The sequence below is a fragment of the Bradyrhizobium sp. 930_D9_N1_4 genome (assembly GCF_052076015.1).
In the GTDB taxonomy this organism is placed as follows: domain Bacteria; phylum Pseudomonadota; class Alphaproteobacteria; order Rhizobiales; family Xanthobacteraceae; genus Bradyrhizobium.
The window spans coordinates 1,623,417-1,649,589 of sequence record NZ_CP197236.1; the positions used below are offsets into that span (position 1 = coordinate 1,623,417).

General features: G+C 60.4%; 21 protein-coding genes. 17 read left to right on the top strand and 4 right to left on the bottom strand.

Annotated elements, in window-relative coordinates; translation table 11 throughout:
- Positions 1–3 precede the first annotated feature (3 nt).
- The 4 genes from AB7532_RS07525 to AB7532_RS07540 form a co-directional block, all read right to left on the bottom strand.
- Positions 4–2,073: an acyltransferase family protein gene (locus tag AB7532_RS07525; protein WP_441234170.1), complete on the bottom strand. Its 2,070-nt coding sequence runs from the start codon at positions 2,071–2,073 to the stop codon at positions 4–6.
- A 4-nt stretch (positions 2,074–2,077) separates the two neighbouring features.
- Entirely contained in the window at positions 2,078–3,118 is a 1,041-nt protein-coding gene (locus AB7532_RS07530; RefSeq protein WP_441239210.1) for an acyltransferase family protein, read from the bottom strand.
- 89 nt (positions 3,119–3,207) lie between these two features.
- On the bottom strand, positions 3,208–4,449 hold the full coding sequence (locus AB7532_RS07535; RefSeq protein WP_441234171.1) for an acyltransferase family protein: 1,242 nt from the start codon (positions 4,447–4,449) through the stop codon (positions 3,208–3,210).
- Positions 4,415–5,554, bottom strand: a complete 1,140-nt coding sequence (locus tag AB7532_RS07540) for a glycosyltransferase family 4 protein (RefSeq protein ID WP_441234172.1) — start codon at positions 5,552–5,554, stop codon at positions 4,415–4,417. The genes AB7532_RS07535 and AB7532_RS07540 overlap by 35 nt, the downstream gene beginning before the upstream one ends.
- A 318-nt stretch (positions 5,555–5,872) precedes the next feature.
- On the opposite strand from AB7532_RS07540, the gene AB7532_RS07545 reads away from it, so the two are divergent.
- The 17 genes from AB7532_RS07545 (at position 5,873) to AB7532_RS07625 (ending at position 26,075) form a co-directional block, all read left to right on the top strand.
- Complete coding sequence (locus AB7532_RS07545) at positions 5,873–6,919, top strand: glycosyltransferase family 4 protein (protein ID WP_441234173.1); 1,047 nt, start codon at positions 5,873–5,875, stop codon at positions 6,917–6,919.
- A gap of 68 nt (positions 6,920–6,987) precedes the next feature.
- Positions 6,988–7,734 carry a WecB/TagA/CpsF family glycosyltransferase gene (locus AB7532_RS07550; RefSeq protein WP_441234174.1) on the top strand — a complete coding sequence of 249 codons (747 nt, stop codon included), beginning with the start codon at positions 6,988–6,990 and terminating at the stop codon, positions 7,732–7,734.
- On the top strand, positions 7,731–8,186 hold the full coding sequence (locus AB7532_RS07555; RefSeq protein ID WP_441234175.1) for a UDP-N-acetylglucosamine--LPS N-acetylglucosamine transferase: 456 nt from the start codon (positions 7,731–7,733) through the stop codon (positions 8,184–8,186). Before AB7532_RS07550 ends, AB7532_RS07555 begins: the two co-directional genes overlap by 4 nt.
- Positions 8,183–8,725, top strand: a complete 543-nt coding sequence (locus AB7532_RS07560) for a glycosyltransferase (RefSeq protein ID WP_441234176.1) — start codon at positions 8,183–8,185, stop codon at positions 8,723–8,725. Before AB7532_RS07555 ends, AB7532_RS07560 begins: the two co-directional genes overlap by 4 nt.
- On the top strand, positions 8,689–10,194 hold the full coding sequence (locus AB7532_RS07565; protein ID WP_441234177.1) for an O-antigen ligase family protein: 1,506 nt from the start codon (positions 8,689–8,691) through the stop codon (positions 10,192–10,194). Before AB7532_RS07560 ends, AB7532_RS07565 begins: the two co-directional genes overlap by 37 nt.
- Positions 10,178–10,933 carry a hypothetical protein gene (locus AB7532_RS07570; RefSeq protein WP_441234178.1) on the top strand — a complete coding sequence of 252 codons (756 nt, stop codon included), beginning with the start codon at positions 10,178–10,180 and terminating at the stop codon, positions 10,931–10,933. Before AB7532_RS07565 ends, AB7532_RS07570 begins: the two co-directional genes overlap by 17 nt.
- Before the next feature lie 148 nt (positions 10,934–11,081).
- Positions 11,082–13,358 carry an exopolysaccharide biosynthesis protein gene (locus tag AB7532_RS07575; protein ID WP_441234179.1) on the top strand — a complete coding sequence of 759 codons (2,277 nt, stop codon included), beginning with the start codon at positions 11,082–11,084 and terminating at the stop codon, positions 13,356–13,358.
- A gap of 14 nt (positions 13,359–13,372) precedes the next feature.
- A complete protein-coding gene (locus tag AB7532_RS07580; protein ID WP_441234180.1) occupies positions 13,373–14,128 on the top strand; it encodes a hypothetical protein in 756 nt (251 codons plus the stop codon).
- Positions 14,129–14,147: 19 nt separating this feature from the next.
- Complete coding sequence (locus tag AB7532_RS07585; protein ID WP_441234181.1) at positions 14,148–14,600, top strand: hypothetical protein; 453 nt, start codon at positions 14,148–14,150, stop codon at positions 14,598–14,600.
- A gap of 76 nt (positions 14,601–14,676) precedes the next feature.
- Positions 14,677–15,039, top strand: a complete 363-nt coding sequence (locus tag AB7532_RS07590) for a hypothetical protein (RefSeq protein WP_441234182.1) — start codon at positions 14,677–14,679, stop codon at positions 15,037–15,039.
- A 225-nt stretch (positions 15,040–15,264) separates the two neighbouring features.
- A complete protein-coding gene (locus AB7532_RS07595) occupies positions 15,265–15,975 on the top strand; it encodes a hypothetical protein (protein ID WP_441234183.1) in 711 nt (236 codons plus the stop codon).
- Positions 15,976–16,429: 454 nt separating this feature from the next.
- A complete protein-coding gene (locus AB7532_RS07600; protein ID WP_441234184.1) occupies positions 16,430–20,377 on the top strand; it encodes an Ig-like domain-containing protein in 3,948 nt (1,315 codons plus the stop codon).
- Positions 20,378–21,010: 633 nt separating this feature from the next.
- Entirely contained in the window at positions 21,011–21,190 is a 180-nt protein-coding gene (locus AB7532_RS07605; protein ID WP_441234185.1) for a hypothetical protein, read from the top strand.
- Positions 21,191–21,990: 800 nt separating this feature from the next.
- Positions 21,991–22,401, top strand: a complete 411-nt coding sequence (locus AB7532_RS07610; RefSeq protein ID WP_441234186.1) for a hypothetical protein — start codon at positions 21,991–21,993, stop codon at positions 22,399–22,401.
- 189 nt (positions 22,402–22,590) lie between these two features.
- On the top strand, positions 22,591–23,661 hold the full coding sequence (gmd, locus tag AB7532_RS07615) for a GDP-mannose 4,6-dehydratase (RefSeq protein ID WP_441234187.1): 1,071 nt from the start codon (positions 22,591–22,593) through the stop codon (positions 23,659–23,661).
- Positions 23,633–24,586: a GDP-L-fucose synthase gene (gene fcl, locus AB7532_RS07620; protein WP_441234188.1), complete on the top strand. Its 954-nt coding sequence runs from the start codon at positions 23,633–23,635 to the stop codon at positions 24,584–24,586. Before gmd ends, fcl begins: the two co-directional genes overlap by 29 nt.
- Before the next feature lie 175 nt (positions 24,587–24,761).
- Positions 24,762–26,075: a UDP-glucose dehydrogenase family protein gene (locus tag AB7532_RS07625; RefSeq protein ID WP_441234189.1), complete on the top strand. Its 1,314-nt coding sequence runs from the start codon at positions 24,762–24,764 to the stop codon at positions 26,073–26,075.
- Positions 26,076–26,173 lie beyond the last annotated feature (98 nt).

Sequence of the window (26,173 nt, forward strand, 5' to 3'; positions counted from 1 at the left end):
CTCCTATTTCGAGGGTTCCGCGTTGGCGCTCCGAGTCGAGCCCATCAAGGCAAGCGTGTTCTTGGAGAAGTTTCCATACAACAGGTCGTTGCCGAAACCGCTGAGATGATCTGCATCGAAGAATAACGGTTTTCCGTCGCGGAAAGATCTGCAGGTCTGATCAGGGCACAGGAGCGGGAAGGGATCCCAGACCGATATCTTCGAATTCTTGGCGGCGAGCTCGGTCATCGCAGCCAGAACCGGTGTCCGCAACTTCTCGAGATCCTCGCGGCTCATGCTGAAGCCGGGCGTGCAAACGGCATTGTCCCGATTGAACCAGTCGGAACAACGGAATGGAGGACTCCGGAATATTGGCTTAGGCGCCTCGAATTCAACGCGCGCGCCGAGTTGGGTGATCGGAGCAAGGAGCTGCATCGCTTCTGCCACGACTGCCGCCTGATTCTGGGCTGCCGGCGTGGATGCCTTGCTCTCACCGTCGATATCGCCCCATTGATTGCCGAAGCGCGGCAGGCGCAGGCTCGGAAGGAAGACGAGGTCGTGCGGCTTGATCGCATCCTTCAGATATTGCGCAATTGCCTGATGAGACTTCCTGCATGCGCTGTCGTGTTCGGCGATCGGCCGGTCCAGCGGAATGAACGCGCAGCCCTCGTGAGAGTAGACCTTGACCGTGGTGCCGGTATCGAGCGCGAATTGACGGACCATCGTGGTGTAGGCGCTGGCATGGGAGTCGCCAACGACATAGACGATGCCGGCCGAGAGCGCTCCTTGACACTCGGTCGGTTTCCAGATCGTCAGCGGAACGCCTCCCTCCACCACGTCGGATCGCACGATCCTGCAGTCTTTCGCAGACGCCACGCTCTTGCGGGCCAGCGGATACCAGACGTCGGTGTTGCCGGTGACGCTGAGCGTCAGCGTCGATTTATATTTGAAAACGGCGGCCGTGGCCCCCGTGATCACCAGAACGACGGCAAGCGAGGCGGGGATGAACTTGGCAACGGACAGGCGCTTCTGCCACTGGAAGCGTCGTGCAGGCTGTTCGACGATCCAATAGGAGGTGATCGCCAGGAGCACTGCGATTGCAACTGCGGCGAGGCAGGTCTGGATCTGGTCCAGGCCGACCGTCCAGCGAAATACCACGAAAGTCGGCCAGTGCCAGAGGTAGAGCGAATAGGAGATCTTTCCGACGAAGACGGGAGCTGGTTTCGCAAACTGCCCCGCCAGCGCACGTCCGGGTTGCGCCACGATGAAAGCAATCAGGCAGGCCGTGCCCGCCACCGGAACGAGCGCTGCGGGGAACGGGGAGAAGATCGAAGCCGGAATTGCAAAGGAAATTGCGACCAGCAGCAACCCGGTGATAAATCCGAGATTGTATTTCTGCGGGCTCAGGGCGCTGATGTGCGGCGCCCATGCGTTCATCGACAGATACAGCACGACGCCGGCGCCCAGCTCCCAGAAGCGCGCCGGGATGAGGTAGAACGCGTATTCCCAGCGATACCAGGTCAACAGTCCGCACAAGACGAACGAGATGACCGAAAGAGCCGATATGACGGCGACGGCGCGCGTCGTCTTGGCGCCCGGCCGCTCGTGATGGAAAAAATAGATCAGGATCGGAAACAGGAGATAGAATTGCTCCTCGACGCCGAGAGACCAAGTATGGACGAACGGGTTGAAGGCGGCCCTCGGCGAGAAATACTCGTCGTTATTGATCGCCAGCACGATATTGCTGCCGCCGAAGAAGGCTGCGAGGCCCGTCTTCGCCAGCATGTTGCTCAGCCATGACGAGGGGATGAACAGCGTTCCAACAACAGCTGTGACCACGAGGCAGAACACCAGCGCCGGCATGATGCGCACGATGCGCCGCGCGTAGAAATGTCCCTGGAACTGGAACAGGCTGTCAAACCGCGCCCCGGCGACCGACCCGGTGACAACGAAGCCCGAGATGACGAAGAAGATGTCGACGCCGAAATATCCGCCCGGCAGATAGGTTTCGTGCAGGTGATAGAGAAGTACCGACAGTACTGCGACGGCCCGGAGCCCGTCGATGCCGGGAAAATATCTCGATTTTGCGCTCATGATCCTACTCTGCGGCCTGGCTCACGGCGCGACGGCCAGCGCGAAGGTCCCGCAGAGCACGAAGCACCGGCTTCTCGACGAAAATGTGGGCGAGCACGCCGGCGATAACCGAGATGATTGCGGTCGACAGGAAGAGGAGAATAGACGGTATCCAATGCAGCGCGAGGCGCGCATTGAGCAGGGCGACAACCGTGATGACGGGGGAGTGCACCAGATAAATGGAATAGGTGGCGTCACCGATCTTGAGCAAGATCGGCGAAAAGCTCCAATTGTGCTGTCGCTCGCCCAAAGCGCCGCCCAGCAGGATCAGGGCGAAGGGCACTGCAAGCGTGAGAAGAACGAGCGGATCTTTCTGGGTGACCCCGATCCGGCCACCGGCAAGCGTGGAGGCCGTCAGGACCAGAAGCACCAGGCCCAGGCCCAGCAGCGGAACGCCCCACCGTTCGGCGGTGACGGTGAAGGCAAAATACGTGCAGACGCCGATGAGAAAATAGGCGCACCACATGTCGTTCCACATCTGGAGCAATCCCGGCTCGTGACCGAAGACGAGGCTGTTGACCAGGATCGAAACGGCCCAGCCGACGAGCACCACGGTGCCCAGCAGCCTGTTCAGGATCAGCGTGCAGAAAACGGCGTAGAACGCCATTTCATAAAACAGCGTCCACGCCACCTGTAGCGGCAGGCTCAGGGGTTCGGCGAGTTTGACGAGAGCGTAGGCCGAGAGCAGGTTTTCCGTATTCCACGAAAAGTTGGGGTGGCCGATGCCGCGATAGGCGGCGGCCAGGAAGAGCGTGAGGAATATCCAGTAAACCGGATAGACCCGCACAAATCTCTTCCATAGATAGTTTCCAAGTCTGGCGGGTTTGCCCACGTCTTTGACGTGAGCGAACATGATGATGAAGCCGCTCAGGACGAAGAAGAAGTTGACGCCAAGCCATCCCTTCGAGGCCACGGCACCGAACACGCCGATGCCGCCATACTCGGGTTGTCCGAGGATCAAATGCGTGTGGTAGATCGCGACGGCAACGGCCGCCAGTCCGCGCATGACCTGCACGGACTGGAGCGCCTTCTTTGTCGGACGAGACGGTTGGCCACCTCCGGCGGACTCTTCTGGCCTCAACATTCCACTCCTAATTACGCCGGCCTAATCACGTCGGTCCCGGACATGCCGGAGGTTCCAAGCCCGGCATGCTGCCCATGCACCGGAGTGTAGCCGTTCTGCGCAGGCCCTCGCGCTGACTGGACTGCCGTTGCGCCCAGCCATCTGCCCAGGGCTGCAACCTTCGTGCCGATCCCGCGTGTCTCGAGGCTCTTCAGGAACCCGAGAACCGGACGCTCCACGAACATATGGGCCAGAACGCCCGCGGCGATGGAACCCACGCATGTGATAGCAAATAAAGCCATCGGCGGCACTACTCCTGCTGCGAACTTGTAGTTCAGCAAAGCGATCATGGTGATAGCGGGAGAATGTACCAAATAGATGGCATAGGTGGAGTCTCCGAGATTCAGCAGCACGCGCGGCGGCTTCCAGCCGTAGCGCTGCTCCGCCAGGACGCACCCGAGAAGGATCATCGCGAACGGCAATGCAATCGAGATCATCATCCACGGATGTGTCTGTGCGTACTCCATCTCCTTGATATAGCCGCGAAGCATCACGAGCAGCAACAGCGTGCCGCTGATCAGGAGCGGTATCGCCCAGCGCCCGTCCATCTTGCGGTAAAGCAGGTAAACGAGCATGCCGACCACAAAATAGGCATTCCAGATGTTCAGAAGCCCCCACTCGACGTTTCCGAGAACCAGGCTGCTGAAAGCGACGCATAGCATCCAGGCCGACAATACGGCGATGCCGACCGTGCGGTTCACCAAAAGCACGATGAACACCGCATAGAACGTGACCTCGTAGAACAGCGTCCAAGCGACCTGGAGGGGAAGGCTGAATTGATCGCAAAGCTTGAAGAGTGCGTAGGCTGTCAGAATGTTGGCATTATCCCATGAGAAATTGGGATGCCCTATCCCGCGATACGCGGCCGCCAGGAAGAACGTCAGGAAGATCCAGTAGACCGGATAGACGCGCGAAAATCTCTTCCAGACGTAATTGGCGATGCGGTCCGGTCGGCCCACGTCGTTCGCGTGGGCAAACATGATGATGAAGCCGCTGAGGACGAAAAAAAAGTTGACGCCGAGCCAGCCCTTCGTGGCGATGCTCGGCAGGATCGTGAAGCCGCCGTATTCGGGCCTTGCTAGAATGACGTGTGCGTGAAATATCGCGACTGCTACCGCGGCCAGGCCGCGCATGACTTGAACCGAAAGAATTGTCGTTCTGGGCTTGGACGCGGCGGCGTCAGCCGGTCTCACTCCCATGATTGCTATCGTCATGTACTAACTCCTCGTACGCTAAAATCATGCCTTCATAAGTGATCGCGTTTGCGAGATGGCGCGCGCGATTCGTCCACGTCAAATAATGAGCCGGGTCGTCGAGTAGCCGCAGGATCTCCCGGGCAAGTGCCTTGTCGTCGCTCGGATCGACGGCGATGCCGCAGGCCGTTCCGTCCTTGGCGGTGATGCCTTCGATCTGAACGGGAACGTTGGATACGACCAGCGGCAATTGCAGCTTCGCAGCTTCGATCAATCCGAGGCTATGTCCTTCAAACCAGCTCGGCTGCACGAAGACGTCGCCTTCGGACAGCAGCTCCAGCGCTTCCTTGCGGGAGCGGTGCCCGACAAAATCGATGCGATCCGTCACACCGAGCTCCGCGGCGAGCGCCTTCAGCATGGCCTCCTCGGGACCGGTGCCGACGATGACGACCTTGACGTCCGGCATGTGCGCAGCGGCGCGCACGAGAACGGGATAGTTCTTCTGCGGGAAAAGCCGTCCGGTTGCCACGACGCGCCGACCGCGCGTCGCCTTGCGCTCGCGCTCGACGGAAAGCGTCGCGAGCAGCGCTTCGATCTCCGGCGGGAGCGCGTTGTGAATGGTTCGTCGCTTGGCGACATAGGCGTTCGGCTTGCCGTTCAGCGATTCACCGACGGCATCCGAGACGGTCACGACCGTCTGCACGTTCGGCCACGATCCAACCCAACCGTCGATCGTGTTGAGGATCCGGCTGTGCGTGCTCACGGGAGAATGATGCGAGATGATTATTCGCGTCGATGCGCCTGCGAGCCTTGCAGCGATCGGAGCGAGAACATTGGCCGCCGGCATCGCCGTGAAAATCATGTCCGGCGCGTTCTTGCGCAGCAGGCTCACCAGTGACATCAGCATCTTGATCTGCGCGACGATCGCCGTCGGCCGGCGAGAGATGACGTATTGCCAAGGCAGTTGAGGAGAAGTCTCGCGGACCTGCGCGCGGTACGGGTAGAGCGCCATCAACCGTACGTCGAAACCTCGGACGCGAAAACCTTCGGCCAGATTGGCCCAGATTTCCTGAACGCCTCCCGCGGACGAGTGAGAGAGGAGAAAAACGATCGACTGCGCGTTCATTTGGCTAACCGTAGGCTGGGTGTCGGAGCCTCGTCAGATCACCTGCAAAAGCCGTTACGAGTCCGCGCCGCACATATTCTCGAAGAATTTGAGTGGTTTGATCCGTACCATGGTCCGCCGGAAAGAAAAAGAGACTCTCGGCCCCGTTTCCGCCCGGCTTTTGCACCATGGCATGGGAATGGCATCTTCGGCGGGAGCCTGCAGGATAGTCCCACTAACTTCGGTCCCGATTATCCCGTTTTGGATTAAACCGGCTGGCAAAGGTGTCATATACGTGCGAACCGTTGGTGAACGAGCATTGTTGAGAGTTCTTTGTTGATGAAGGTTCTTATTCTCGGAGGCAGTCCTGCGCGCCCAGGTGGTGTGGAGGCGTTCTGCAGCCGCGCTTATGATGCTGTGAATTTGGAGGCACGGCTCGAGGTCGACTGGCTGCCGACGAATACGGCCTATCTGAGACCCGCAACTGCGGCCCGGGCCTGGCAGTCGCTCCTCACGTTCTGGCGGCGGCATAATGAAGGCTGGAACGTGGTGTGGCTCCAATATGTGAACCTCGCGGATCTGGTCTTTCTGCTCGTGGCACGGGCGATGGGTTTGAAGGTCATCGTGACGCCGCATCTCGGAGCCAATTGGAAATCCACGCGGATCGCGATGCTTCGCGCGTTAAGTCGCGCATTGCTCGGCTTGTCGAGCAAATTTGCGTATTTGTCGGAAACTCAGCTTCAGGAACTGGCATTGCCGGTCGGTGTGCCGCGCTGTCGCATTCACACTTTTCTGCCACGTTCGATCGGCACACGGCGGCTCGTGGTCGAGAGCAGAGCGGGCCGCCAAGGTCTCAGGCTGATCCACGCGGGTCGGCTTTCGCATGAAAAGGGCAGCTTTCTGTTCCTTGAGGCCTGCGCCGGGCTGAAGCAGCGTAACGTGGCTTTCACCGCGGACGTCATCGGAGGTTGCGATGACGATACGCGGACCGCGCTGAATAAGCGGATCGTCGAATATGGCCTCGAGGAGAATGTTACGCTTTTTCCCGCAATGGACGAAGAAGCGCTCATGAAGAGGCTCGCGACCGCAGATTTTCTGGTTCACCTCTCGGTGTTGGATTCATTCCCCTTGATCGTTCTCGAGGCGCTGGCGGCAGGCGCCTATCCGATTTGCATCGATTTGCCGGGCGCGAGGAAGATGACTGAAGATTATTGTGGGCGGGTCGTCCCCCAGCAGACCGCTGTGCAGGCAGTGGTTGACATTCTTTGCCGGGGCGATTTGGAAGTCGTGAGGCGCGAGGCTGACGCGGTCAGAAACAAGGTCTTGAACGACTATGACTGGAGCACCTGCGTCCGGATGCTCGAAAGCTGCATCGAGCAAGATTGAGACCGGATGAGCCCGTTTTTGTTTATGAATATTTGCGAAACCATTTGATGCCCCACCGTGTAGGACAGTTGGTCGACATCGGCGGTGTCAGCGTGCTTTCCTCGAATGTTGGGGAGTTCGTGGCGCTGTTTGATGCGTCGGTAACGGCCCAGCAGCCGATGAAGGTCGCGTTCCTGAACGCCAACCTGTTCAACTTCACGCGCTCCGATCCGTTCGTTCGCGACATCCTGCGGGAGTTCACCGTCCTCAATGACGGAGTTGGATTGAATCTTGCTAGCGTGATCCTCAAAGGAGCAGTTTTTCCGGCGAACATGAATGGAACGGATCTCATTCCGATCGTCCTCTCGAGGACGACGCACCGGTTGCGGATATTTCTCATGGGATCTAAGCCGTCCTCCGTTCAGCGGGCATCGGAGGTCATTTCGGCTATGTGGCCTCAGCATACAGTGGTGGGATGTCAGGATGGCTACTATGAACAAGGAGAGGAAGAAGAGATCGTCGAACGGATCAAATCATCAAACCCTGATCTTGTGCTGGTAGGGCTTGGAAATCCGAGGCAGGAACTCTGGATTGCAAAGCACATTCCCTACGCGTGTCCTCGCGCATTCGCCGTCGGTGGGCTATTCGACTTCGTCTCGGGCGAGGTTCCTCGCGCGCCTGCGGCGCTGCGGGCACTGAACCTGGAATGGTTGTTTAGGTTACTCTACGAGCCCCTTCGTCTGTGGCGCCGCTACTTGCTAGGGATACCTGTCTTTATCGCTCGCGTGACCGGGGAAGCGGTCGGCCGGGCAAGCCGTTGGGGAAAGCGGATATGACCGTAAAACGACTGATGCTGGTCGCGTCTGGTGGAGGGCATTGGGTCCAGCTGTCGCGCCTTAGTCCCGCTTTCGAGGGACACAAGACCTTGTATGTGACCACGATGGAAGGAGCCGAAGCGCCGTCCGGTGCCAGCCCGGTGGCTGTCGTGACCGACGCCTCGCGAAGCCATCCCGCACTTTTTGCGTTGCTGTTCGCCCAGATGATCTGGATCATCGCGAAATATCGTCCGGATGTGATCGTGACGACGGGAGCAGCGCCCGGACTGGTTGCAATTCAGGTGGGCAAAGTGCTAGGGGCGCGAACCGTCTGGATCGACAGCCTTGCGAATTCGGAACGTATGTCGCTATCGGGAAAGCTCGCCAGACGCTATGCAGATCTGTGGCTTACGCAATGGCCTCATCTCGTGGAAAAATACCCCAACCTTTCTTCCTTCGGGGCGGTACTGTGATTCTGGTTTCTGTCGGCACCCAATTTCCTTTCGACCGCCTCATCAGTACCGTGGATATGTGGGCGGTCGAGAACGGAAGAACCGATGTCATGGCGCAGACGGGACCGTCGGGCTACACGCCTCAGGCGCTCAAGTGTTTCGACATGATGAGCCCGGACAAGTTTCGCAAGCTCCAGTCGGAGGCCGAGTTGCTCGTCGCCCATGCCGGCATGGGGTCGATTCTGACGGCACTCGAATTCAGAAAGCCGATTATCATCATGCCGCGTGACCACACGCGTGGCGAGCACAGGAACGAACATCAGGCGGCAACTGCTGCGCGTTTCTCGAACACACCAGGTCTCTACGTGGTGAGGGACGAAGCCGAACTCCTCGACCGGTTGAACCATCTCAGCGATATGGTTGCATCCCAGGGCGTTTCACGGAAAGCGCCTGAGGAGTTCGTATCACAGCTTCGCGCCTTTATCGAAGAAGAGAGACCAAGCTCTAGGGTCTGGACACTGCCATGGCGCCGAAGCGAATCGAGCGCAGCCAAGCGGTAGGAAATCCCGACAGGAAGCGTCGCGGTGTCGTGCGCCTGGTCGCCACCCAGGCCGCATTGGCCTGTGTCGCCGCCGTCATATGTTTGTCGCCGTTCCCGCTCGGCTCGACAGGCGCGAGCTTTGTCGCCGCATGGGGACTGTTGCTGGGTCTGGCCGCGATCTGCAGCGTGCCGACGCGGCTTTCCGGGAAGGCGATAGCCCTTCTGCTGGCGGCCTTTGTGTGCCTTGGCGCTTATCTGATCGTGATCCATGAGCAGATATCGGTGCGCCCATGGTTTTCCGGCGGCCTGGTTCATCCGATCTGGGCCCGTGCAGGTGCCGTGCTGGGAGAAGATTTTCCTCCCATCGTCTCGGTCGTGAGGGATGTCCCGCTGATCGCGATAGGGGCGGAGCTCGCCTTCGTCCTCATGCTGCTCGTGTCTTTCGTGATCGGGTCGGATCGGCGCGACGGTCTCAGGCTGCTTCGCGTCGTCGCTTTCGCTGGAGCCGCCTACGCGTTGCTCGGGATTGCCACGTTCGCGATCGACCCGGGCAAGATCCTGTTCTGGAAGAACAAGACGGATCATCTTGCCAATCTCACGGGAACATTCACCAATCGCAACACGGCGGCGGTCTTCTTCGGGCAGGTATCGGTCCTGTGGCTTCTCTTCTGGTGTGAGGAACTGCGCGACATGCGAGAGCGGCGCTCCTTGTCGCTGCGCGGTGCGTTCCAGCGGCTGGTCGCGCATCCAACGAATCGCAGCCTGTTCGCTCTCGCTGTTCTCGTCACCACGCTATGTGCCGTATTCATGACGGGATCGCGAGCCGGCTCCGTTCTCACGCTGATCGTGTTGCTGGTTGCGTTCCTGGCATATTTCCGGCGCGAATTCGCCCACTGGAAAGCCATGGTTTCGGTCGGCGCAATCGGCTCATTGGTGGCGACCGGCCTGATGCTCATTGTCGGGGGTAATGTCGGGCATCGCTTCAGCATTCAGGGTCTCAGCGACGAGGGGCGTTGGCCGGTCTATCGCACAACCATGCAGATAGCGCGTGATTTCCCCGAGCTCGGTACGGGTCTGGGGAGCTTCGTCGCGGTGTTCCAAGCCTACCGCCCGACAGATATATCGATCTCCGGCACCTGGAATCGGGCTCACGACGTTTTGCTCGAGATTGCGTCGGATACCGGCCTTTTCGTCGCGGGCGGTGTATTGGCGTGGTACTTGGCGATTCTCTTTTTGTTGATTTGGGCGATCATGCGCCGCCCGACTCGAGACCCTTTGCCCATTTCAGCGGCACTGGCGGTTTGGCTCTTGGCCGGACTGCACTCGCTGGTTGATTTTTCGCTTCAGATCCCCGGATACGCGTTAACAGTGGCCGCGATAGTTGGCATAGGACTTGCTCAGGCCCTAGCTCCGCCGGCCACATCTAGCCACGCGAAACGTCGCGCGGTTAACCCGGATCCCGACAATGTAGATGAACGCAGCCGTTAAACTTACTGTCATCCAATCGTGGATGTTTGGCTTTAAATTGCGGGAGCATGCTATAGGGGGGCCTGTTAACTGCCTCGGTTGGTGGGAGAAAGCCGTGTTTAAAGAATATCTGGGTTCGATGCTTGGACGCGTCGTTGTCGTCGTTGCAACCATTTCGCTGGTTTCTGTCCAGGCTGCCTCTGCTGCGTGCTTGTCCGGCGATCAGAAGTTGCCAGCTGCTACCGTCAACAACTTCGTTGCCAATCCGAGTTCGATCCTGGCGTCAGCCGATCTTGCGCAGACCGTCAGGGATCTGGTCGCATCGGATTCCTCGGCGCTGTCTCCGGTTCTCGCCCTGCTTCAAGGCGCATCGGGGGATCAGCAGAGTGCGATCGGATCTGGTCTCGGTCAGGCAGCTTCCGTGCTTTGTTTGCGTACGGACCCTAATTTCGCCGCAGAGATTCAGGATCGAGTGAACAACAGCCAGTCTGCTCCGGCCAAGACCGCCTACGCGGCGATCACTGGCGACGACAAGAACAGAACATCGGCGACAAACGCTTCCGGCGCTGGAATTTCGCCGGGGGGCGTTGGGGGCGGAACCAACCCATCGGCGACTACGGGCAACGGTACCGGCGCAGCGTTTACGTTCTCGGCAGAGAGCGTGCGCGGTAACGGACTCAATTATTTCAGTGGCGGAGTGACGGGAATTTCGGGCGCCACTTCGACAACGACGACGGCGGCGCAGACGACGAGCCCGTAGGGCCGGCGCTCGCCACCAAACAAAAGATGGACGAGTTGGATTGATGCTCAATATTACCAAGCCTACCACCGCCATTTCGTCCGTTACCCAAGAGTACTCATCGGCAGAACAGACCCTTCAGTCCTTGAAGGGTCTGATTTCGCGACATGTGACTCTCCTCGTGACGGTGGTGCTCGTCTGCGTTCTTCTGGGTGGCGTCATCATGCTGACGACGCCGGCGCGCTTCACCGCGACCGGCCTGCTCATCATCGATACGAAGAAGGTGCAGACGATTCAGCAGCAGGCGCCTCTCGGGACGGAATCCCCGCTGGATACCGGAACGGTCGACAGCCAGGTCGAAATCCTTCAGTCCGAGACGATTGCGCTCAACGTCATCAAGCAGCTTCGCCTGACCGAACTCGACGAGTTCGTCGGTCCCGGCGGCGGGATTCCGGGCGCGATCCTCGGTGCCATCAGGTCTCTGCTGTCCGATGGTCCGCGGTCCGATTTCGAGTTGACGCGCAAGGCGCTGGAGAAGTTCCAGAAGCGTCTCTCTGTCAAGCGGCTGGGACTGTCGTACGTCATCCAGATCGACTATCAGTCCGAAAACCCCGACCGCGCGGCGAAAATCGCCAATGCGGTGGCCGAAGCCTATATCAACGATCAGCTTGAATCGAAGTACCAGGCGTCTCGCCGTGCCGCCATCTGGTTGCAGGACCGGTTGAAGGAGCTTCGCAGCCAGGCCTCCGCGGCCGAGCGTGCCGTGGTGCAGTACAAGGCGCAGAACAACATCGTCGACACCGGCGGCCGCCTTCTCACCGAGCAGCAGCTGGCTGAAATCAACAGCGCGCTGACCATCGTGCGTGCTCAGAAGGCCGAAGCTCAGGCGCGCTTCGATCGTATCAATGGCATTCTCCAGAAGGACACTGGTGACGGCACGATCATCACTGAGGTAGGAGCCGTCGCCGACTCGCTCCATAACGACGTGATCACGCGGCTTCGCCAGCAATATCTCGATCTCTCGAACCGTGAAGCCGATTGGTCGAACCGCTACGGGCCCCAGCATCTCGCGGTCAAGAATCTTCGCGATCAGATGCGGGAAATCCGCCGGTCGATCGGGGACGAACTCAAGCGAATTGCCGAAACCTACAAGAGCGACCTCGAGATCGCCTCCTCCAAGGAAGATAGCACGCAGAAGACGCTCGATCAGACGGTCAAGGCCTCGAACGATACGAGCCAGGCCCAGATCGCGCTGCGGGAGCTCGAAAGCAATGCGCAGAGCTATCGTGCGCTCGCCGATAACTTCCTGCAGCTCTACATGGTCTCCGTGCAGCAGCAGTCGTTCCCGATCACCGAAGCTCGCTTGATCACGCAGGCTACGCCGCCGCTGAAGCCGTCGTTTCCAAATATGCTGGTCGTGATGCCAGGGGCTCTGGTCGGCGGAATCGCGCTCGCATTCGGCCTCGCGGTGTTCAGGGATATGTCGGACCGTGCGTTCAGGACCGCGTCGAGGGTGCAGCGCGAGCTCGGGCTCGACTGTATCGCCGTGCTGCCCAAATTGTCGTTCGATGGCGCCAAGTCTCCGCGCGGGGTGCGTGGCATGGTGGCCCGCGCCCTGGGCAAGCAACCCGCGGATGGCACTCCGGTCCGCTCGCCGCCACAAAGGCCGGCAGGGCGCTCCCAGCGCGAAGACGAGCGGCTGGCGGGGATCGATCGTCCACTGGTATTCCGTCCAAGCCCCATGCGCTACGTGATGGAAGCGCCATTCTCGCGGTTTGCCGAGGGATTGCGGGCGATCAAGCTTGCCGCGGACCTGCATAGTTCGAGCAGGACCAACAACGTCCTCGGCATCACCTCGGCTCTTCCGAACGAGGGAAAATCGAGCACGGCAGCTTCGCTCGCCCGCGTCATCGCGCATGGCGGGACGCGCACCCTGCTGATCGACGGTGACTTGCGCAATCCGTCGTTGACCAAGCAGCTTACGCCGGGTGCGAAGGCCGGACTGGTTGACGTCATCTCCGGGGAAGCTGCATTGCAGGATGCGCTCTGGACGGATCCCGAGACCGGACTCGACTTCCTTCCGGTCGTGATCGATCAGTGGTTGCCCCACAGCCATGAGATCATGCTTTGGCAATCCACCGAGAAGTTGTTCGCGGGCTTGCGCGCATCGTATGACAGGATCATCGTGGATCTTCCGCCGATGGCCCCGATCGTCGACGTGCGTGCAACCAGTCGCCTCGTTGATTCCTATCTCCTGATCGTCGAGTGGGGTAAGACCAAGATCGACGTCGTGCAGATGGCGCTGAATGACGCTCCGAATGTCACGGAACGCACGATCGGTTGTGTGCTCAACAAGGCCAACATGAAGGCCGTCAGCCGCTACGACCTGCGGCACTCCGAGTATTACGGGAATTCCTATTATTCGAGATACGGCTACGTGGATTAAGGCGTGGCGATGTCGTGTCGATAGCCGACGTTTTTCTAAAACTGCTCCTCGCCGCTGCCGGTGTGCTCACGATCGTCTGGAGCGTGGGCACGTATCAGCGCGTGATGCCCTTCAGGGATTTGGAAGCGGTCGGGTATCGGATTTCGCTCGGTGAGACTTTCAGCCCGGGCATATTGGAAGGTGTCGAGCCTGATGCCGACCGCGCGATCGCTGCTGCGGACTGCAACACTCCCGCGATCCGCAGCGCGGTATTCGTGAAAGTGCAGTTGTACGAGGTCAAGGGCGGCGAGACGGATAGACTTGCGTTGAACAAGCTCTCCGGCGATCTGCGTAGCGCGATCCGCAAGTCGCTGGGCTGTTCTCCATACGATCCGTTCTTCTGGTTTGTCAGGTATTGGGTCGAAGTGTCCAGCTCGGGAATATCGGAGAAAGCTCTTCGCTACCTGGAGATGTCCTACGAGACCGGGCCGAACGAAGGCTGGATCGCCCTGCGTCGAAACCGATTTGCGCTTGCCGCGTTTCCATCACTCGGCAGCGAGCTGCAGAAGAAGGTTCTGTCCGAATTTTCGGAGCTGGTAGCTGCCGGCTTTGTCGACCTGGCCGCAGCCAATCTTGCGGGTCCGGGTTGGCCGGTGCGGGAGCAGTTGCTCGCGGGACTAGGCGACGTCGGGCGATACAATCGCGAGCAATTCGCGAAGCTCCTCGAGGATCAGGGAATTCGTGTCGACATTCCCAATTTCGAGCCGCGCCAGCAGAGATACTGGAATTGAGCCAAGTCGGAGTTTCGTAATGTCGAAGATGGGATCACTCGCTTGTGCGATGGCGTTGGGCTTCATCGTCATGATTGCGGCTGGCGAACGGGCGCATGCCCAGGCGGACAGGCCGGGACTGAGCGGAGGCTCGGTCGTCGGCTCGACACCGGGCCTTACGGTCGATCCCAGTGCAGCCTCCATGAGATTCGGTTCGTCCCGGACGCCCCAGCGCCACATGGATTCCACCGGCCGTCCCTGCATCTACGTGCTCGGAGAAGCCAAGCCGCAGGTCGTAAATCCGAAGCTCTATGACCACGTCCTGATCGTCAACAATTCATGCAGCGTCCCGGTCAAGCTGCGCGCGTGCTATCTCGGCACGGAAAAGTGCAATGATGTCGCTGTCGCAGCCTTTACCAAGCGGCGCGAGATCTTTGGCATCGCGCCGGATGCGAAGGATTTCAGGTTCGAGTACCGCGAGTATTTCAACTAGCCGCTGTCGCGGCAATGTCTGCATCTTCGTTACGAGAACGTAATGTCGTGAGACCTTTGGAAGCAGGACGGCCGGCTTGCTTCCCCTGACCGTTTTCGTGCAAGATTCGGCGGGCATCGCAACGCGGCCACTGAGGCTCTGGATGGATTTTCATATTGGACGTCTGGTGAAAGCCGCCTTGCTGATCGGATTTTTCGCCATGGGGGCGATGCCATCGACGGCATGGGCCGGATGCTTTTGCCAATGCGTCGATGGTGCCTTCCGCGCCATCTGCAGTGGTCAGTATGACATTGCTCCGATTTGCCCGGCCCGTTCGTGTTCGACCACGCTCCGGCAGAAGCCGATGCGCATCGGCGAAGGAGGGCGGTCGCAATGCGCGCCGGTCAAGGACTGCGACATCTATGGGCATTGCCAGTGGAAGAGCAGCTGCGACAAGTAGCCTTCGCTTCCTCGGTTCGAGATCGATCACTGGTGCCGGCTGAGCGTGTGAATGTTGTCCGTATTTGGTCGCAAACCTGCCGCGCTTGGCCGACATTTTGAGATCGGGCAATGATCGCGACGCTACGTGCCGGATCGAGAAGGAGCTGATATGCGTCTAGTCTCGCGAGCCTTCGTCCTCGCTTCCGCTTTGCTTGTGTCTGTGACGTCGGTCGGAGCGGCTGAGTTGCGCCGCTTCGGTGATCACCAATTGTTCACCAAGGGGCCGTTTTCGGCATTCATGGATCCCTTCAACAAGCGGGAATATGTCGCCGGAAAGGACTTTGATCAGAGCTTTACCGTAGATCCCGAGAATTTTCCGGTTGGGACGACGATCACCTGGAATTGGCCGATCCGGGATCCGAAATTCATCGTCGGATTCCTTCAGGCTGCCGCGTATGGCGACTATTTCAACACCGTGCCGCAACGGCAAATCCGGCCCTCCCGGATCGATGAAATCCAGCAATTGTCCGTGTCGCACGATCTGACCTTTTCCGGGACACACAACGGATTCGACGTCATCTATGATTACTTTCTCACCAAGGCTCCCCGCGGCTGGTCATCGCGCCTGTTTGAGATCGAGGTGTTCCTCCGCACGCCCGAATATTCGGTGAAGTATTTCAACACGGCGACGCCGATTGGAACGTTCACCCATGCCGGTGTGCAATGGAAGGCGGCGATCGACAGGCGACCGAAGGTGCCTGACATCCTGTTCATGCCGGTCGATCACGCCGACCATGCCAAGGGCTCGATCGATCTTCAGGCGATGCATCTCTTCCTGAAGTCCAAGGGAATTCTGACCGGCGAGGAGTACTACAACGGCCATTCGCTTGGTGTTGAGCCGGCGCAGGGAACGGGCTCGTTCCTGGTGAACTCGGTCTCCGTAGACTACCGGTAAGCGCCGTCTCTCGCTATCGCACGGCCGTGCGCGGCTGAGCTTGCGCGCTGCTGCCGTCCTGGCTCACGGACGCAGACGTGGAATCTGCTTCTGCGCGGCTCGAGATGTTTGCCTGCGTCTTCCTGACCTTCGCAAGATCGTGATTGACCGCTGCATCCCGCAGCGGCGTCGAGAACAATTGTTCCGCTGTGCTCGGTCCGGAGCTGAACAGGGCTAACAAGACGATAATCGCTGCGCTTTTCATTGGCCGCCTCAGAGATGGACTGCGCTGGTTTTCACGCGAGGTTTGCTTCTCAGCGGAATATGGCAGTTGAAGGGCCTTCGACCCTTCCGGAACCCTTGTTCATTTTCTGAAAATCTTACCAGAGTCTCAATCGGGTCCGAACGATTAGCTGCAATCCCGCCCCCGGATATTTGGGAATGAATGTTTTCATGCGCTTAGGGGGACGGGCGCATGACGACCTACAGCACTGCCAATGGGATAACTTTGTCGACATCGGGGAGCACGACCCGATGGGCGATCAATACGTCGGGGGGTGAGACCCAAGTCGGGACGTCCGGCAACGACGCGTTCAGCGGCGCCGGCGGAGATGTTCTCATCGGCGGCCTCGGCGACGACACCTACTACCTCTGGGACAATCGTGAGACCGTCGTCGAGCAGGCCGGACAGGGTGTCGATACGGTCGTCGTGAACTATTGGGGCGCGGCGACGCTCGCTGCCAACGTCGAAAATCTCATTCTCAATTCGCCCGGCGCCAATTCCGGAACCGGCAACGCCCTCAACAACATCATCATCGCCGGCTCGGTCGGCGCGACGCTGGACGGCGGTGCAGGCAACGACATCCTGGTCGGCGGGGCCGGGGCCGATTTGTTCATCGTCAAGGCGGGAAATGGCTCCGATGCCATCGTCAATTTCGCGCCGAGCAACGACGTCATAAAGCTGCAGGGCTACGGGATCACCAGCTTCGATCAGCTCGCGGCATTGGCCACGCAAAATGGTGCGGACGTGAAGTTCGCATTCGCCAATGGCGAGAGCCTCGTGTTGCGGAACGTGAGCCTGTCGAGCCTGAGCGCGTATGACTTTGGCATGCTGCCCAGCTCTCCGGCGTCTCTGACGGCGCTCTCCCAGATGGTCGGTCCAGCCAAGGCGCTGACCATGAATGGCTGGACGATCGTCAACAACGTCTGGAATCCGGGCAGCCTGGCCTATGGCACGGACTATTCCGTCTCGACCGCCTATTCGGCTGGCGACCTGACCAAGCAGACGACCTTCAGCTGGTCGTTTCCCATCGTCATCGATCCCAATCCCACCATCAGGGCCTATCAGGAGATTTCGTACGGCCTCAATCCATATGCCAGCACGTCGAGCTCGCCTGCCAATCCGTTCGCAATCCAGCTTTCCAGCCTCTCGAGCCTCGAGGTCAAATACGATGTCGAATACCACGGCAATCTCGCCGGCTTCGATGTCGCCTTCGATCTCTGGCTGACGAGCCGCCCGAACGGAAACGCGAGCACGATCACCAACGAAGTGATGATCTGGCTGCACAAGGGCGGGCTCATTCCCTTCGGAAGCCAGGTTGGCACTTACAGCGATGGGGTCATTTCGGCCAAGATCTACTATCAGGCCGGTGCCCGGCCATACACGGCGGTTGTTCTCGATACGGATTCGACGAGCGGCGACATCGATATCGCCTCGATCCTCGCAAAGCTCGTAAGCCTCAACCTGGTCTCCAGCAGTGAATACCTGGCCTCGCTGGAGTTCGGAGCCGAGGTCGGATCGGGCGCGGGAGCGCTGACGATTCACAGTCTCGACCTGAGTGTCGGGAAGGCAGACGCCGCCGCCGCAGCAGCCGCCGCGCCCCTCGCGCCGACGATCACGGCGTCGTTGTCCGACAACGCCGGCCTCGCGAACGGGCTGACAAAAGTCAATCACGTCACGTTGAGCGGAACGGCTGCGGCGGGAACCGTGGTGCAGATTCTCGACGGCAGCAGCCAGATCGGCACCGCTGTTGCGGGCAGCTCCGGAGCCTGGAGCTTTGCAACTGGCACGCTCGCGGACGGCAGCCATGGCTTTACCGCAAAAGCGGTCGATGGCAGCGGTAACGCCAGTGCGATGTCCTCGTCGTTCAACGTCATCGTGGATACGACGGCGCCCGTCGCGCCTGCGATCACGAGCTTTTCGCCGGATAGCTACGTCGCCGGCGACGGCGTCACCAATGCCAATCAGGTTACGCTGAACGGTTCGGCCGAGCAGGGCAGCACCGTCAAGCTCTTCGACGGCGCGACCCTGATTGGAACGGTGGTGGCCGGTGCCAACGGCTCCTGGTCTTACACGACTTCAACCCTGTCGGACGCCACGCATTCATTTTCCGCGCGGTCAACCGACGCGGCGGGCAACGTCAGCGCGATGTCGCCGGGCTTCAACATCACGGTGGACACCGTGGCGCCACGACCCACGGTGACGTCGTTCTCGCCCGACAGCAATGTGGTGGGTGACGGGATCACCAACGCCAATCAGATCACGCTGCGGGGAACCGGCGAGGTTGGCCGTCAGGTCCAGGTGTTCGACGGCGCGAACCAGATTGGAACTGCGTCAGTCGATGGCACGGGAGCCTGGACATTCGCAACTGCGACGCTGGCGAATGGAGTGCATTCTTTCACGACCAAGCAAACGGATGCAGCTGGGAACGTCGGAACGTCTGCCGCGCTCAGCGTCACTGTCGATACCATCGGGCCGGGCGCGCCCGTCATCAGCTCGAGCGCGTCCGTATCGGCCAGTTCGACAAGCGTCTCGGGCACCGCAGAGGCGGGCGCCAAGGTCTGGCTCTATGACGGCGCCAATCTGCTCGGCACGGGCGTTGCCGCCGCAAACGGCTCGTGGACGATCGGCTCCGGCGCGCTCGTTGCGGGCATCCATACGTTGACTGCGGTTGCGACTGATACGGCGGGCAATTCGAGCGGTGTGTCGAATGCGCTGAATCAGATTGTCGGCACGGTCATGGAGTCGACCGGGACGACGACGCTCGCCACGGGCGGCACGAACTACTATCTGTCGGATGGTGGCGCAGCTCTTCTCCTGAAATATTCAGGCGCGGCCGTCCAGACAGGGCAGTTCGGTGCCTTCACGGCGATCGCGGCGGAGAAGACCGCAAGTGGCTATGATGTCGCTTGGAAGGCCGCCGGCTCCGACCAATATATGGTGTGGAGCGTCGATGCGAACGGTGCATTCACCGCCAATCTGACCGGGACCGTGTCGGGCGCGAGCTCGGCTCTGCAAGCGCTGGAGTCGGTCTTCCACCAGGATTTGAACGGGGACGGCGTGATTGGCCAGGCCGCCCCGCAGGTCATCGCCCAGTCCGCAAGCGTGCAGATCGGCACCACCGATCTCGTGTTCTTCAACAACAGCTCCCATACGGCTGCGATATGGCAAGTGGGCGGCCCGTCGCAAGGCAGTCCGCAGGTGGTGGCGGGAGCATCGGGCTCCAACTTCGCTGCCAAGGCCGACTTCAATGGAGACGGCCTTACGGATCTGCTGTTCATCAACAGCGTCACCCACGAAGTCTCGGAATTGCTGAGCAATGGAGCGCAGGCGGCTTCGGCTGTCACCGTCGGGTCGATCAACACCGCGAGCGGCTGGCATTTCGCCGATATCGTGGATTTCAATGCCGACGGAAAGAGTGACCTGCTGTTCGTTAACAGCGCGACCAACGGCATCGCCGTCTGGCAGATGGATGGTGCGAAGATCGCCGCGGGCCCCCAGATCGGCGTGATGGCGCAGGGCTTCCATATCGCGTCGACCGGCGACTTCAATGGCGACGGAAAAACCGACCTGTTCATGATCAACGACAATACGCACGACGCGATGATCTGGCAGATGAACGGCACCCAGGTGGCATCGAAGACGACGATCGCAACGATCAATGTTGCGGGCGGGTGGGACTTCGTCGGAACCGGCGACTTCAATGGTGACGGAAAAACCGATCTTCTGTTTCTGAACGAGCAGACGCACGGCGTCGCGACCTGGCAGATGAACGGCAACCAGATCACGTCCGGCTCGCAGATTGCGGTGATGAACGCCGCGGGCGGCTGGCGCTTCGCAGACGTAGGCGACTTCAATGGCGACGGAAAATCAGACTTGCTGTTCTTGAACGATACGACTCACGGCGTTGCCGCCTGGGAGATGAACGGAACGAAGATCATGGGCTCGGCGGTGCTCGGAACGGTTGGCGCCGACGATCACTATGTCGGCTTGCAGAGCATCGACGGTGGCCAGAAGTCGGCGATCCTGTTTGAGAACAGCGTTACTCATGCGCTGACGGCCGTGGAGATCAACGGCGGCCAGGGTGTGCTCCAGCAGCTCGGCGTCATGAACGCGGATGCCGGCTGGCACTTGGCCATTTGAGCTCGATGATCTCGGCGTCCGCGTAAGCTGCGGCCGGTGACGCATGGAAAGCTGCATCCAGCACTCGCGACGCGCCATCTTAGCCGCCATGGGTGAGTTGTTCCTTGGGCCGGCAACGGGCTATGGTATGGCGATTGACGGCCTTCTTCGAAGAGCGATCTCGGGAGGCGGATATGGTCAGCAGAGGACCTGGGAGAAGGAAGGCAATGGTTTCCAGATGGAAGGTTGGCGCGGTCGCAATCGGGGTGATTTGCCTTGCGGGCGGGGCAACTCCCGATCGGGCGTGGGCGATCACGGCCGAGTTGGCCAAGACTTGCAAAGCGCTGACCACCAAGCGCTTTCCACCCCGCGAAGTCGCTAACCCCGCCGCCGGGAGCGCCAAGGGGTCCGGACGCGATCAAACCTCCTATTTCAACAAATGCGTCGCCAACAACGGCAAGATGGACGACGGCGACAAATAAGCCTCACCGGCGGCCCCGAGCGGTCTTCCGCAGCCATCATTGCTCCTTGGCGGGCGCAGGTTCCGGGACAGCACCGTCCTTGGCCATGCAATCCCTAAAATAGGCCTGACGGTCGCCGCTCATTCGGACAGCGCCCGGCCGCTTGTATGGAAAGGCGATATAGGAATAGTGCATGCATTTCCTGGCGGTTTCGGCGCTGGGGCTGGCCCAGACCTCGATCGGGCACGCAATCATCAGGAGAGCGGCGATCCCGGATACTCTGAGCATCAGGTCCATCTTTCCCATCAGCGAGCCTGCCGTCGGGCTCGGCAAGCGCATCGGTCCCTCGGACAAATCAATGCGTGGATTTTGACGCCAGATCACGATTTCGGATGAGGAACGCCGGCGGCTGCCTGAACTCCGCCGGCGGCAAATAGGCCCGGAATCTGAGGGATCGTTCTCGACGTCGGCGCGAGATGAATTCCCTCGTTGCGTAACCGGCCGCGAAAGACAAGGCAGCAATTGCCAGAATGACGACGAGGCCCAGCACGCTATACTCCACGTTAACGATGTGCCTCTTGTCTCAAAAGAGGCGCGCGCCTGCAAGACGGAGACGGCGGATTTGAACGAGAGATCGGCCCGAAGCTAGCGTCGGCCGGACCGTCTCACCGGCGCGCAACAGCCCGAGGCGTTCGGGCCGACAAAGGATGGATCTGCCGGCGAAAAGTAGTTTGTGGGCCGGTTCGGCGTGCTCTGGGGTCTGGTCGACACGGTCGGTCCCGGCGCGACCACATAGCCGGAAGGAGCCCCGCTATAGGGGGGCTGTTGAGTGCCCTGAGCCGTCGCCTGCGCGCTAGCGCACACGAGAGAGGCACAGGCATACAGCAGGGGCAAGGCGTATCTCATGGACTCGAAATGGATACCCGATCCGGAGCGTCAAGGCGGGCGGGCAGGAATCTTGCTGAAATCCGGCGCTGCAAGCCGATGTTCCTGACACTCGCGAAGCGGTACGCAATCGTGGGACGAATCTTGCCTCGGTTGAGAGGGCATCCTGCACGGCCCCACTGCCGTCGTTTAGTTCGATCTTAAGCATCGCCTCGAAGGTTCCGCCACCTCTTACCATTTTTTCAGTCCCCTCCGGCATCGTCAGCGCCGATACGGAGGGAGATCAGCATGTTGCGTATGACCGGCTGCGCGTCTGTCGCGGGGTTGTTGATGTTGGCATCGGCGTTCGAAGCGCATGCGACGCCAAACTGCATGCGCGACATCAAGCCTTACCAGCTTGCCAACGACACGATGGAATGGTCGATGACGATCGCTCCCGGCGCGAACTGCATCCAGGGTCTGCGTTGGTCGACGATGCAGCTCTACAACGTCTCAGTGTCTGAAAAACCGAAGTCAGGCGAGCTTGTTCTTGTCGGCCCCGGCTTTCGCTATTTCGCCAAACCTGATTTTGCCGGGACGGACACCTTTACCCTGGTGGTCGTCGGCAAGAACCGCCACGACGAAGGAACTTCCAGTATCCAGGTGACCATCTCGAGCGCGGATCGCCCGATTGTGGTGGGCTTAGCCAGCAATCCCTAGTAGCGTCTATCGCGATGATCTGGCCTGTGGCGAGCCGATTTCGTGCCCGCTCGAGGGGCTCCGCCAGCCATTTGTTCGACCGATGTTCGGGGTTGACCTGGCTGGTCGATATGTCCAAGAAAAGGCTCGTTTGCTAGCGCTTCTCGCGCGGGCCGCTGCCTTTTTCTAGACTGGATCTAAGCCCTGATCATGGCTGAGCGGATCGCTCTCATCACCGGCGTGACCGGGCAGGACGGCGCCTATCTCGCCGAACATCTGCTGTCGCTCGGCTATGTCGTGCACGGCATCAAGCGCCGTTCGTCCTCGTTCAACACCGCGCGCGTCGATCATCTCTATCAGGATCCGCATGTCGGCGATGTGCCGTTCCTGATGCATTACGGCGACATGACGGACTCGACCAATCTGATCCGCCTGGTGCAGCAGATCCGCCCCACAGAGATCTACAATCTCGCCGCCCAGAGCCACGTCGCCGTCAGCTTCGAGAGCCCGGAATATACGGCGAACGCCGACGCGATCGGCGTGCTGCGCCTGCTGGAGGCGATCCGCATCCTCGGCATGGAGAAGGAGACCAAGTTCTACCAGGCCTCGACCTCCGAGCTCTACGGTCTGGTGCAGGAGATTCCGCAGAAGGAGACCACGCCGTTTTATCCGCGCTCGCCCTATGGCGTCGCAAAGCTCTACGGCTACTGGATCACGGTGAATTACCGCGAAGCCTATGGCATGTTCGCGAGCAACGGCATCCTGTTCAACCATGAGAGCCCGATCCGCGGTGAGACGTTCGTCACCCGCAAGATCACGCGCGGCGTATCGCGCATCGAGGTCGGTTTGGAAGACACGCTCTATCTCGGCAATCTCTCGGCCCAGCGCGACTGGGGACATGCGAAGGACTACGTCGAGGGCATGCATCTGATCCTGCAGGCCGACAAGCCCGATGATTTCGTGCTGGCGACCGGCGAGACGCGCTCGGTGCGCGAGATGGTCGAATTGTCCTTTGCCCATGTCGGCCGTCGCGTCGAATGGCGTGGCGCGGGTGTCGACGAGACCGGCGTCGACGCCAAGAGCGGCAAGACGGTGGTGAAGGTCGATCCCTCCTATTTCCGTCCGACTGAGGTCGATCTCCTCGTCGGCGACGCGAGCAAGGCGCGCGAGGTGCTCGGCTGGAAGCCGAAGCGGAGTTTTGCAGAGCTCGTCGAGGAGATGATGGTGAGCGATCTGGCCGAGGCAAAGCGGGATGCTGGCCGTGGCAACCGCGTTGTTTGAACTGAAGGGCAAAAGCGTTTACGTCGCCGGCCACCGCGGCATGGTCGGCAGTGCGCTCGTGCGCCGGCTCGCGCGGGAAGACGTCAATCTGGTCACGGTCGACCGGCGCGAGGTCGATCTCTGCAACCAGGCCGCCGTGTTCGACTGGTTCGCGAAGGCGCGGCCGCAGGTTGTATTTATGGCCGCCGCAAAAGTCGGCGGCATCGTCGCCAACAACACGCTGCGCGCCGAGTTCATCTACGACAACATCGCGATTGCCGCCAACGTGATCCAGGCCGCGCATCAGAACGGCGTCGAGAAGCTGATGTTTCTGGGCTCGTCCTGCATCTATCCGAAGCAGGCCGCGCAGCCGCTGCGCGAAGACTCGGTGCTGACCGGCCCGCTCGAGCCGACCAACGAGCCTTACGCCATCGCAAAAATCGCCGGCATCAAGATGGCCGAGGCCTATCGCAGCCAGTACGGAAGCGACTTCATCAGCGTGATGCCGACCAATCTCTACGGCCCCGGTGACAATTATCATCCTGAACTCAGCCACGTCGTCGCCGCGCTGATCCGGCGCTTTCATGAGGCGAAAATGTCCGGCGCCGGAAGCGTCGTCGTGTGGGGCACCGGCACCCCGCGGCGCGAGTTCCTCTATGTCGACGACATGGCGGATGCCTGTGTGCACCTGATGAAGATCTATTCTGGTGCCGATCTGGTCAACATCGGCACCGGCGAGGACATCACTATCGCCGAGTTCGCGCGCGTCGTCGCCGAGATCGTCGGTTACGGCGGCGAGATCAGCTTCGACACCTCGCGGCCGGACGGAACACCGCGCAAGCTGCTCGATGTCGGACGTATTGCCAAGCTTGGCTGGCGCGCAACCACCACGCTTGAGGATGGGGTAAGGCGCGCATACGCGGCGTATCTGTCGTCGCATATGTAGAATGCAACAATGCATGTCGCGTATTTCGGGAGTTGTGAGCAACGCCTGTCACGCGCGGCGGCTAAGATTTATTCGGTTCGCGCAGCAACCTGCCCTAATGTTGGGCGCGCGGTCGGATAGTGAAATGGTCTAGGATGTTCAGTGGAACATCCGTCTTCAACGGAAAGAGTTTTTCATGCGAATCGCGATGATCGGAACGGGCTATGTGGGACTTGTGTCCGGAGCCTGCTTTGCGGATTTCGGTCACGACGTCGTCTGCGTCGACAAGGACGAGAAGAAGATCGCAGCGCTCCATCGTGGCGAAATCCCGATCTACGAACCGGGCCTCGACGAGCTGGTGGCAGCCAATGTGAAAGCCAAGCGGCTGGAGTTCACCACCGACCTCTCGAAGCCGGTTGCGGATGCCGATGCCGTGTTCATCGCGGTCGGGACGCCCTCGCGGCGCGGCGACGGTCACGCCGATCTGTCCTATGTCTACGCCGCCGCGAAGGAGATCGCGCAGTCGCTGTCCGGCTTCACGGTCGTGGTGACGAAGTCGACCGTCCCGGTCGGTACCGGCGACGAGGTCGAGCGCATCATCCGCGAGACCAATCCCAAGGCCGACGTCGTCGTCGCCTCCAATCCCGAATTCCTGCGCGAAGGCGCGGCGATCCGCGACTTCAAGTTTCCCGACCGCGTCGTGGTCGGCACGTCCGACGAGCGCGGCCGCAAGGTGATGGGCGACATCTACCGCCCGCTGTCGCTGAACCAGGCGCCGCTGATGTTCACGGAACGCCGCACCGCCGAGATGATCAAATACGCCGCGAACGCATTCCTCGCGACCAAGATCACCTTCATCAACGAGATCGCGGACCTCTCCGAAAAGGTCGGCGCCAACGTCCAGGAAGTCGCGCGCGGCATTGGCCTCGACAACCGCATCGGCACGAAGTTTTTGCATGCCGGCCCCGGCTTCGGCGGCTCGTGCTTCCCGAAGGACACCAAGGCGCTGATCAAGATCGCGCAGGACTACGACGTCTCCTTGCGCATCGTCGAATCCGTGCTCGCGGTCAACGAGAACCGCAAGCGTGCGATGGCGCGGAAAGTCAGCCAGGCGCTCGGCGGCTCCTTGCGCGGCAAGACCATTGCCGTGCTAGGCCTGACCTTCAAGCCCGACACCGACGACATGCGCGACGCGCCGTCGATCCCGCTGGTCACAGGCCTCATCGACATGGGCGCGAAGGTCAAGGCCTTCGATCCCGTCGGCATGGAGCAGGCGAAGAGCGAGCTGCCGAACATCACCTACTGCGAAGACGCCTATTCCTGCGCACAAGGCGCCGACGCGATCGTCATCGTCACCGAATGGGTGCAGTTCCGCGCGCTCGATCTCGACCGGCTGAAGGCGACCATGGCGCAGCCCGTCGTCGTCGACCTCCGCAACATCTACCGCCCCGAAGAGATGGCCGCCGCCGGCTTCGTCTATGAGAGCGTCGGGCGGTCGTCGCAGGCCTGACAAATCATGCGGAGCTGATCATCGCCCGTCTCACCCGTGAGGCGGGCGAAATCGTTTCTGATGCGGTATGCTCCGGTTGCGGCTGCCGCGATGGAGAT

Coding starts and splice junctions, on each gene's coding strand:
- AB7532_RS07570 (WP_441234178.1), top strand. CDS start 10,178: ATGAACGCAGCCGTTAAACTTACTGTCATCCAATCGTGGATGTTTGGC.
- AB7532_RS07535 (WP_441234171.1), bottom strand. CDS start 4,449: ATGACGATAGCAATCATGGGAGTGAGACCGGCTGACGCCGCCGCGTCC.
- AB7532_RS07625 (WP_441234189.1), top strand. CDS start 24,762: ATGCGAATCGCGATGATCGGAACGGGCTATGTGGGACTTGTGTCCGGA.
- AB7532_RS07600 (WP_441234184.1), top strand. CDS start 16,430: ATGACGACCTACAGCACTGCCAATGGGATAACTTTGTCGACATCGGGG.
- fcl (WP_441234188.1), top strand. CDS start 23,633: ATGCTGGCCGTGGCAACCGCGTTGTTTGAACTGAAGGGCAAAAGCGTT.
- AB7532_RS07540 (WP_441234172.1), bottom strand. CDS start 5,554: ATGAACGCGCAGTCGATCGTTTTTCTCCTCTCTCACTCGTCCGCGGGA.
- AB7532_RS07555 (WP_441234175.1), top strand. CDS start 7,731: ATGACCGTAAAACGACTGATGCTGGTCGCGTCTGGTGGAGGGCATTGG.
- AB7532_RS07565 (WP_441234177.1), top strand. CDS start 8,689: ATGGCGCCGAAGCGAATCGAGCGCAGCCAAGCGGTAGGAAATCCCGAC.
- AB7532_RS07610 (WP_441234186.1), top strand. CDS start 21,991: ATGTTGCGTATGACCGGCTGCGCGTCTGTCGCGGGGTTGTTGATGTTG.
- AB7532_RS07545 (WP_441234173.1), top strand. CDS start 5,873: ATGAAGGTTCTTATTCTCGGAGGCAGTCCTGCGCGCCCAGGTGGTGTG.
- AB7532_RS07525 (WP_441234170.1), bottom strand. CDS start 2,073: ATGAGCGCAAAATCGAGATATTTTCCCGGCATCGACGGGCTCCGGGCC.
- AB7532_RS07585 (WP_441234181.1), top strand. CDS start 14,148: ATGTCGAAGATGGGATCACTCGCTTGTGCGATGGCGTTGGGCTTCATC.
- gmd (WP_441234187.1), top strand. CDS start 22,591: ATGGCTGAGCGGATCGCTCTCATCACCGGCGTGACCGGGCAGGACGGC.
- AB7532_RS07530 (WP_441239210.1), bottom strand. CDS start 3,118: ATGCGCGGACTGGCGGCCGTTGCCGTCGCGATCTACCACACGCATTTG.
- AB7532_RS07605 (WP_441234185.1), top strand. CDS start 21,011: ATGCATTTCCTGGCGGTTTCGGCGCTGGGGCTGGCCCAGACCTCGATC.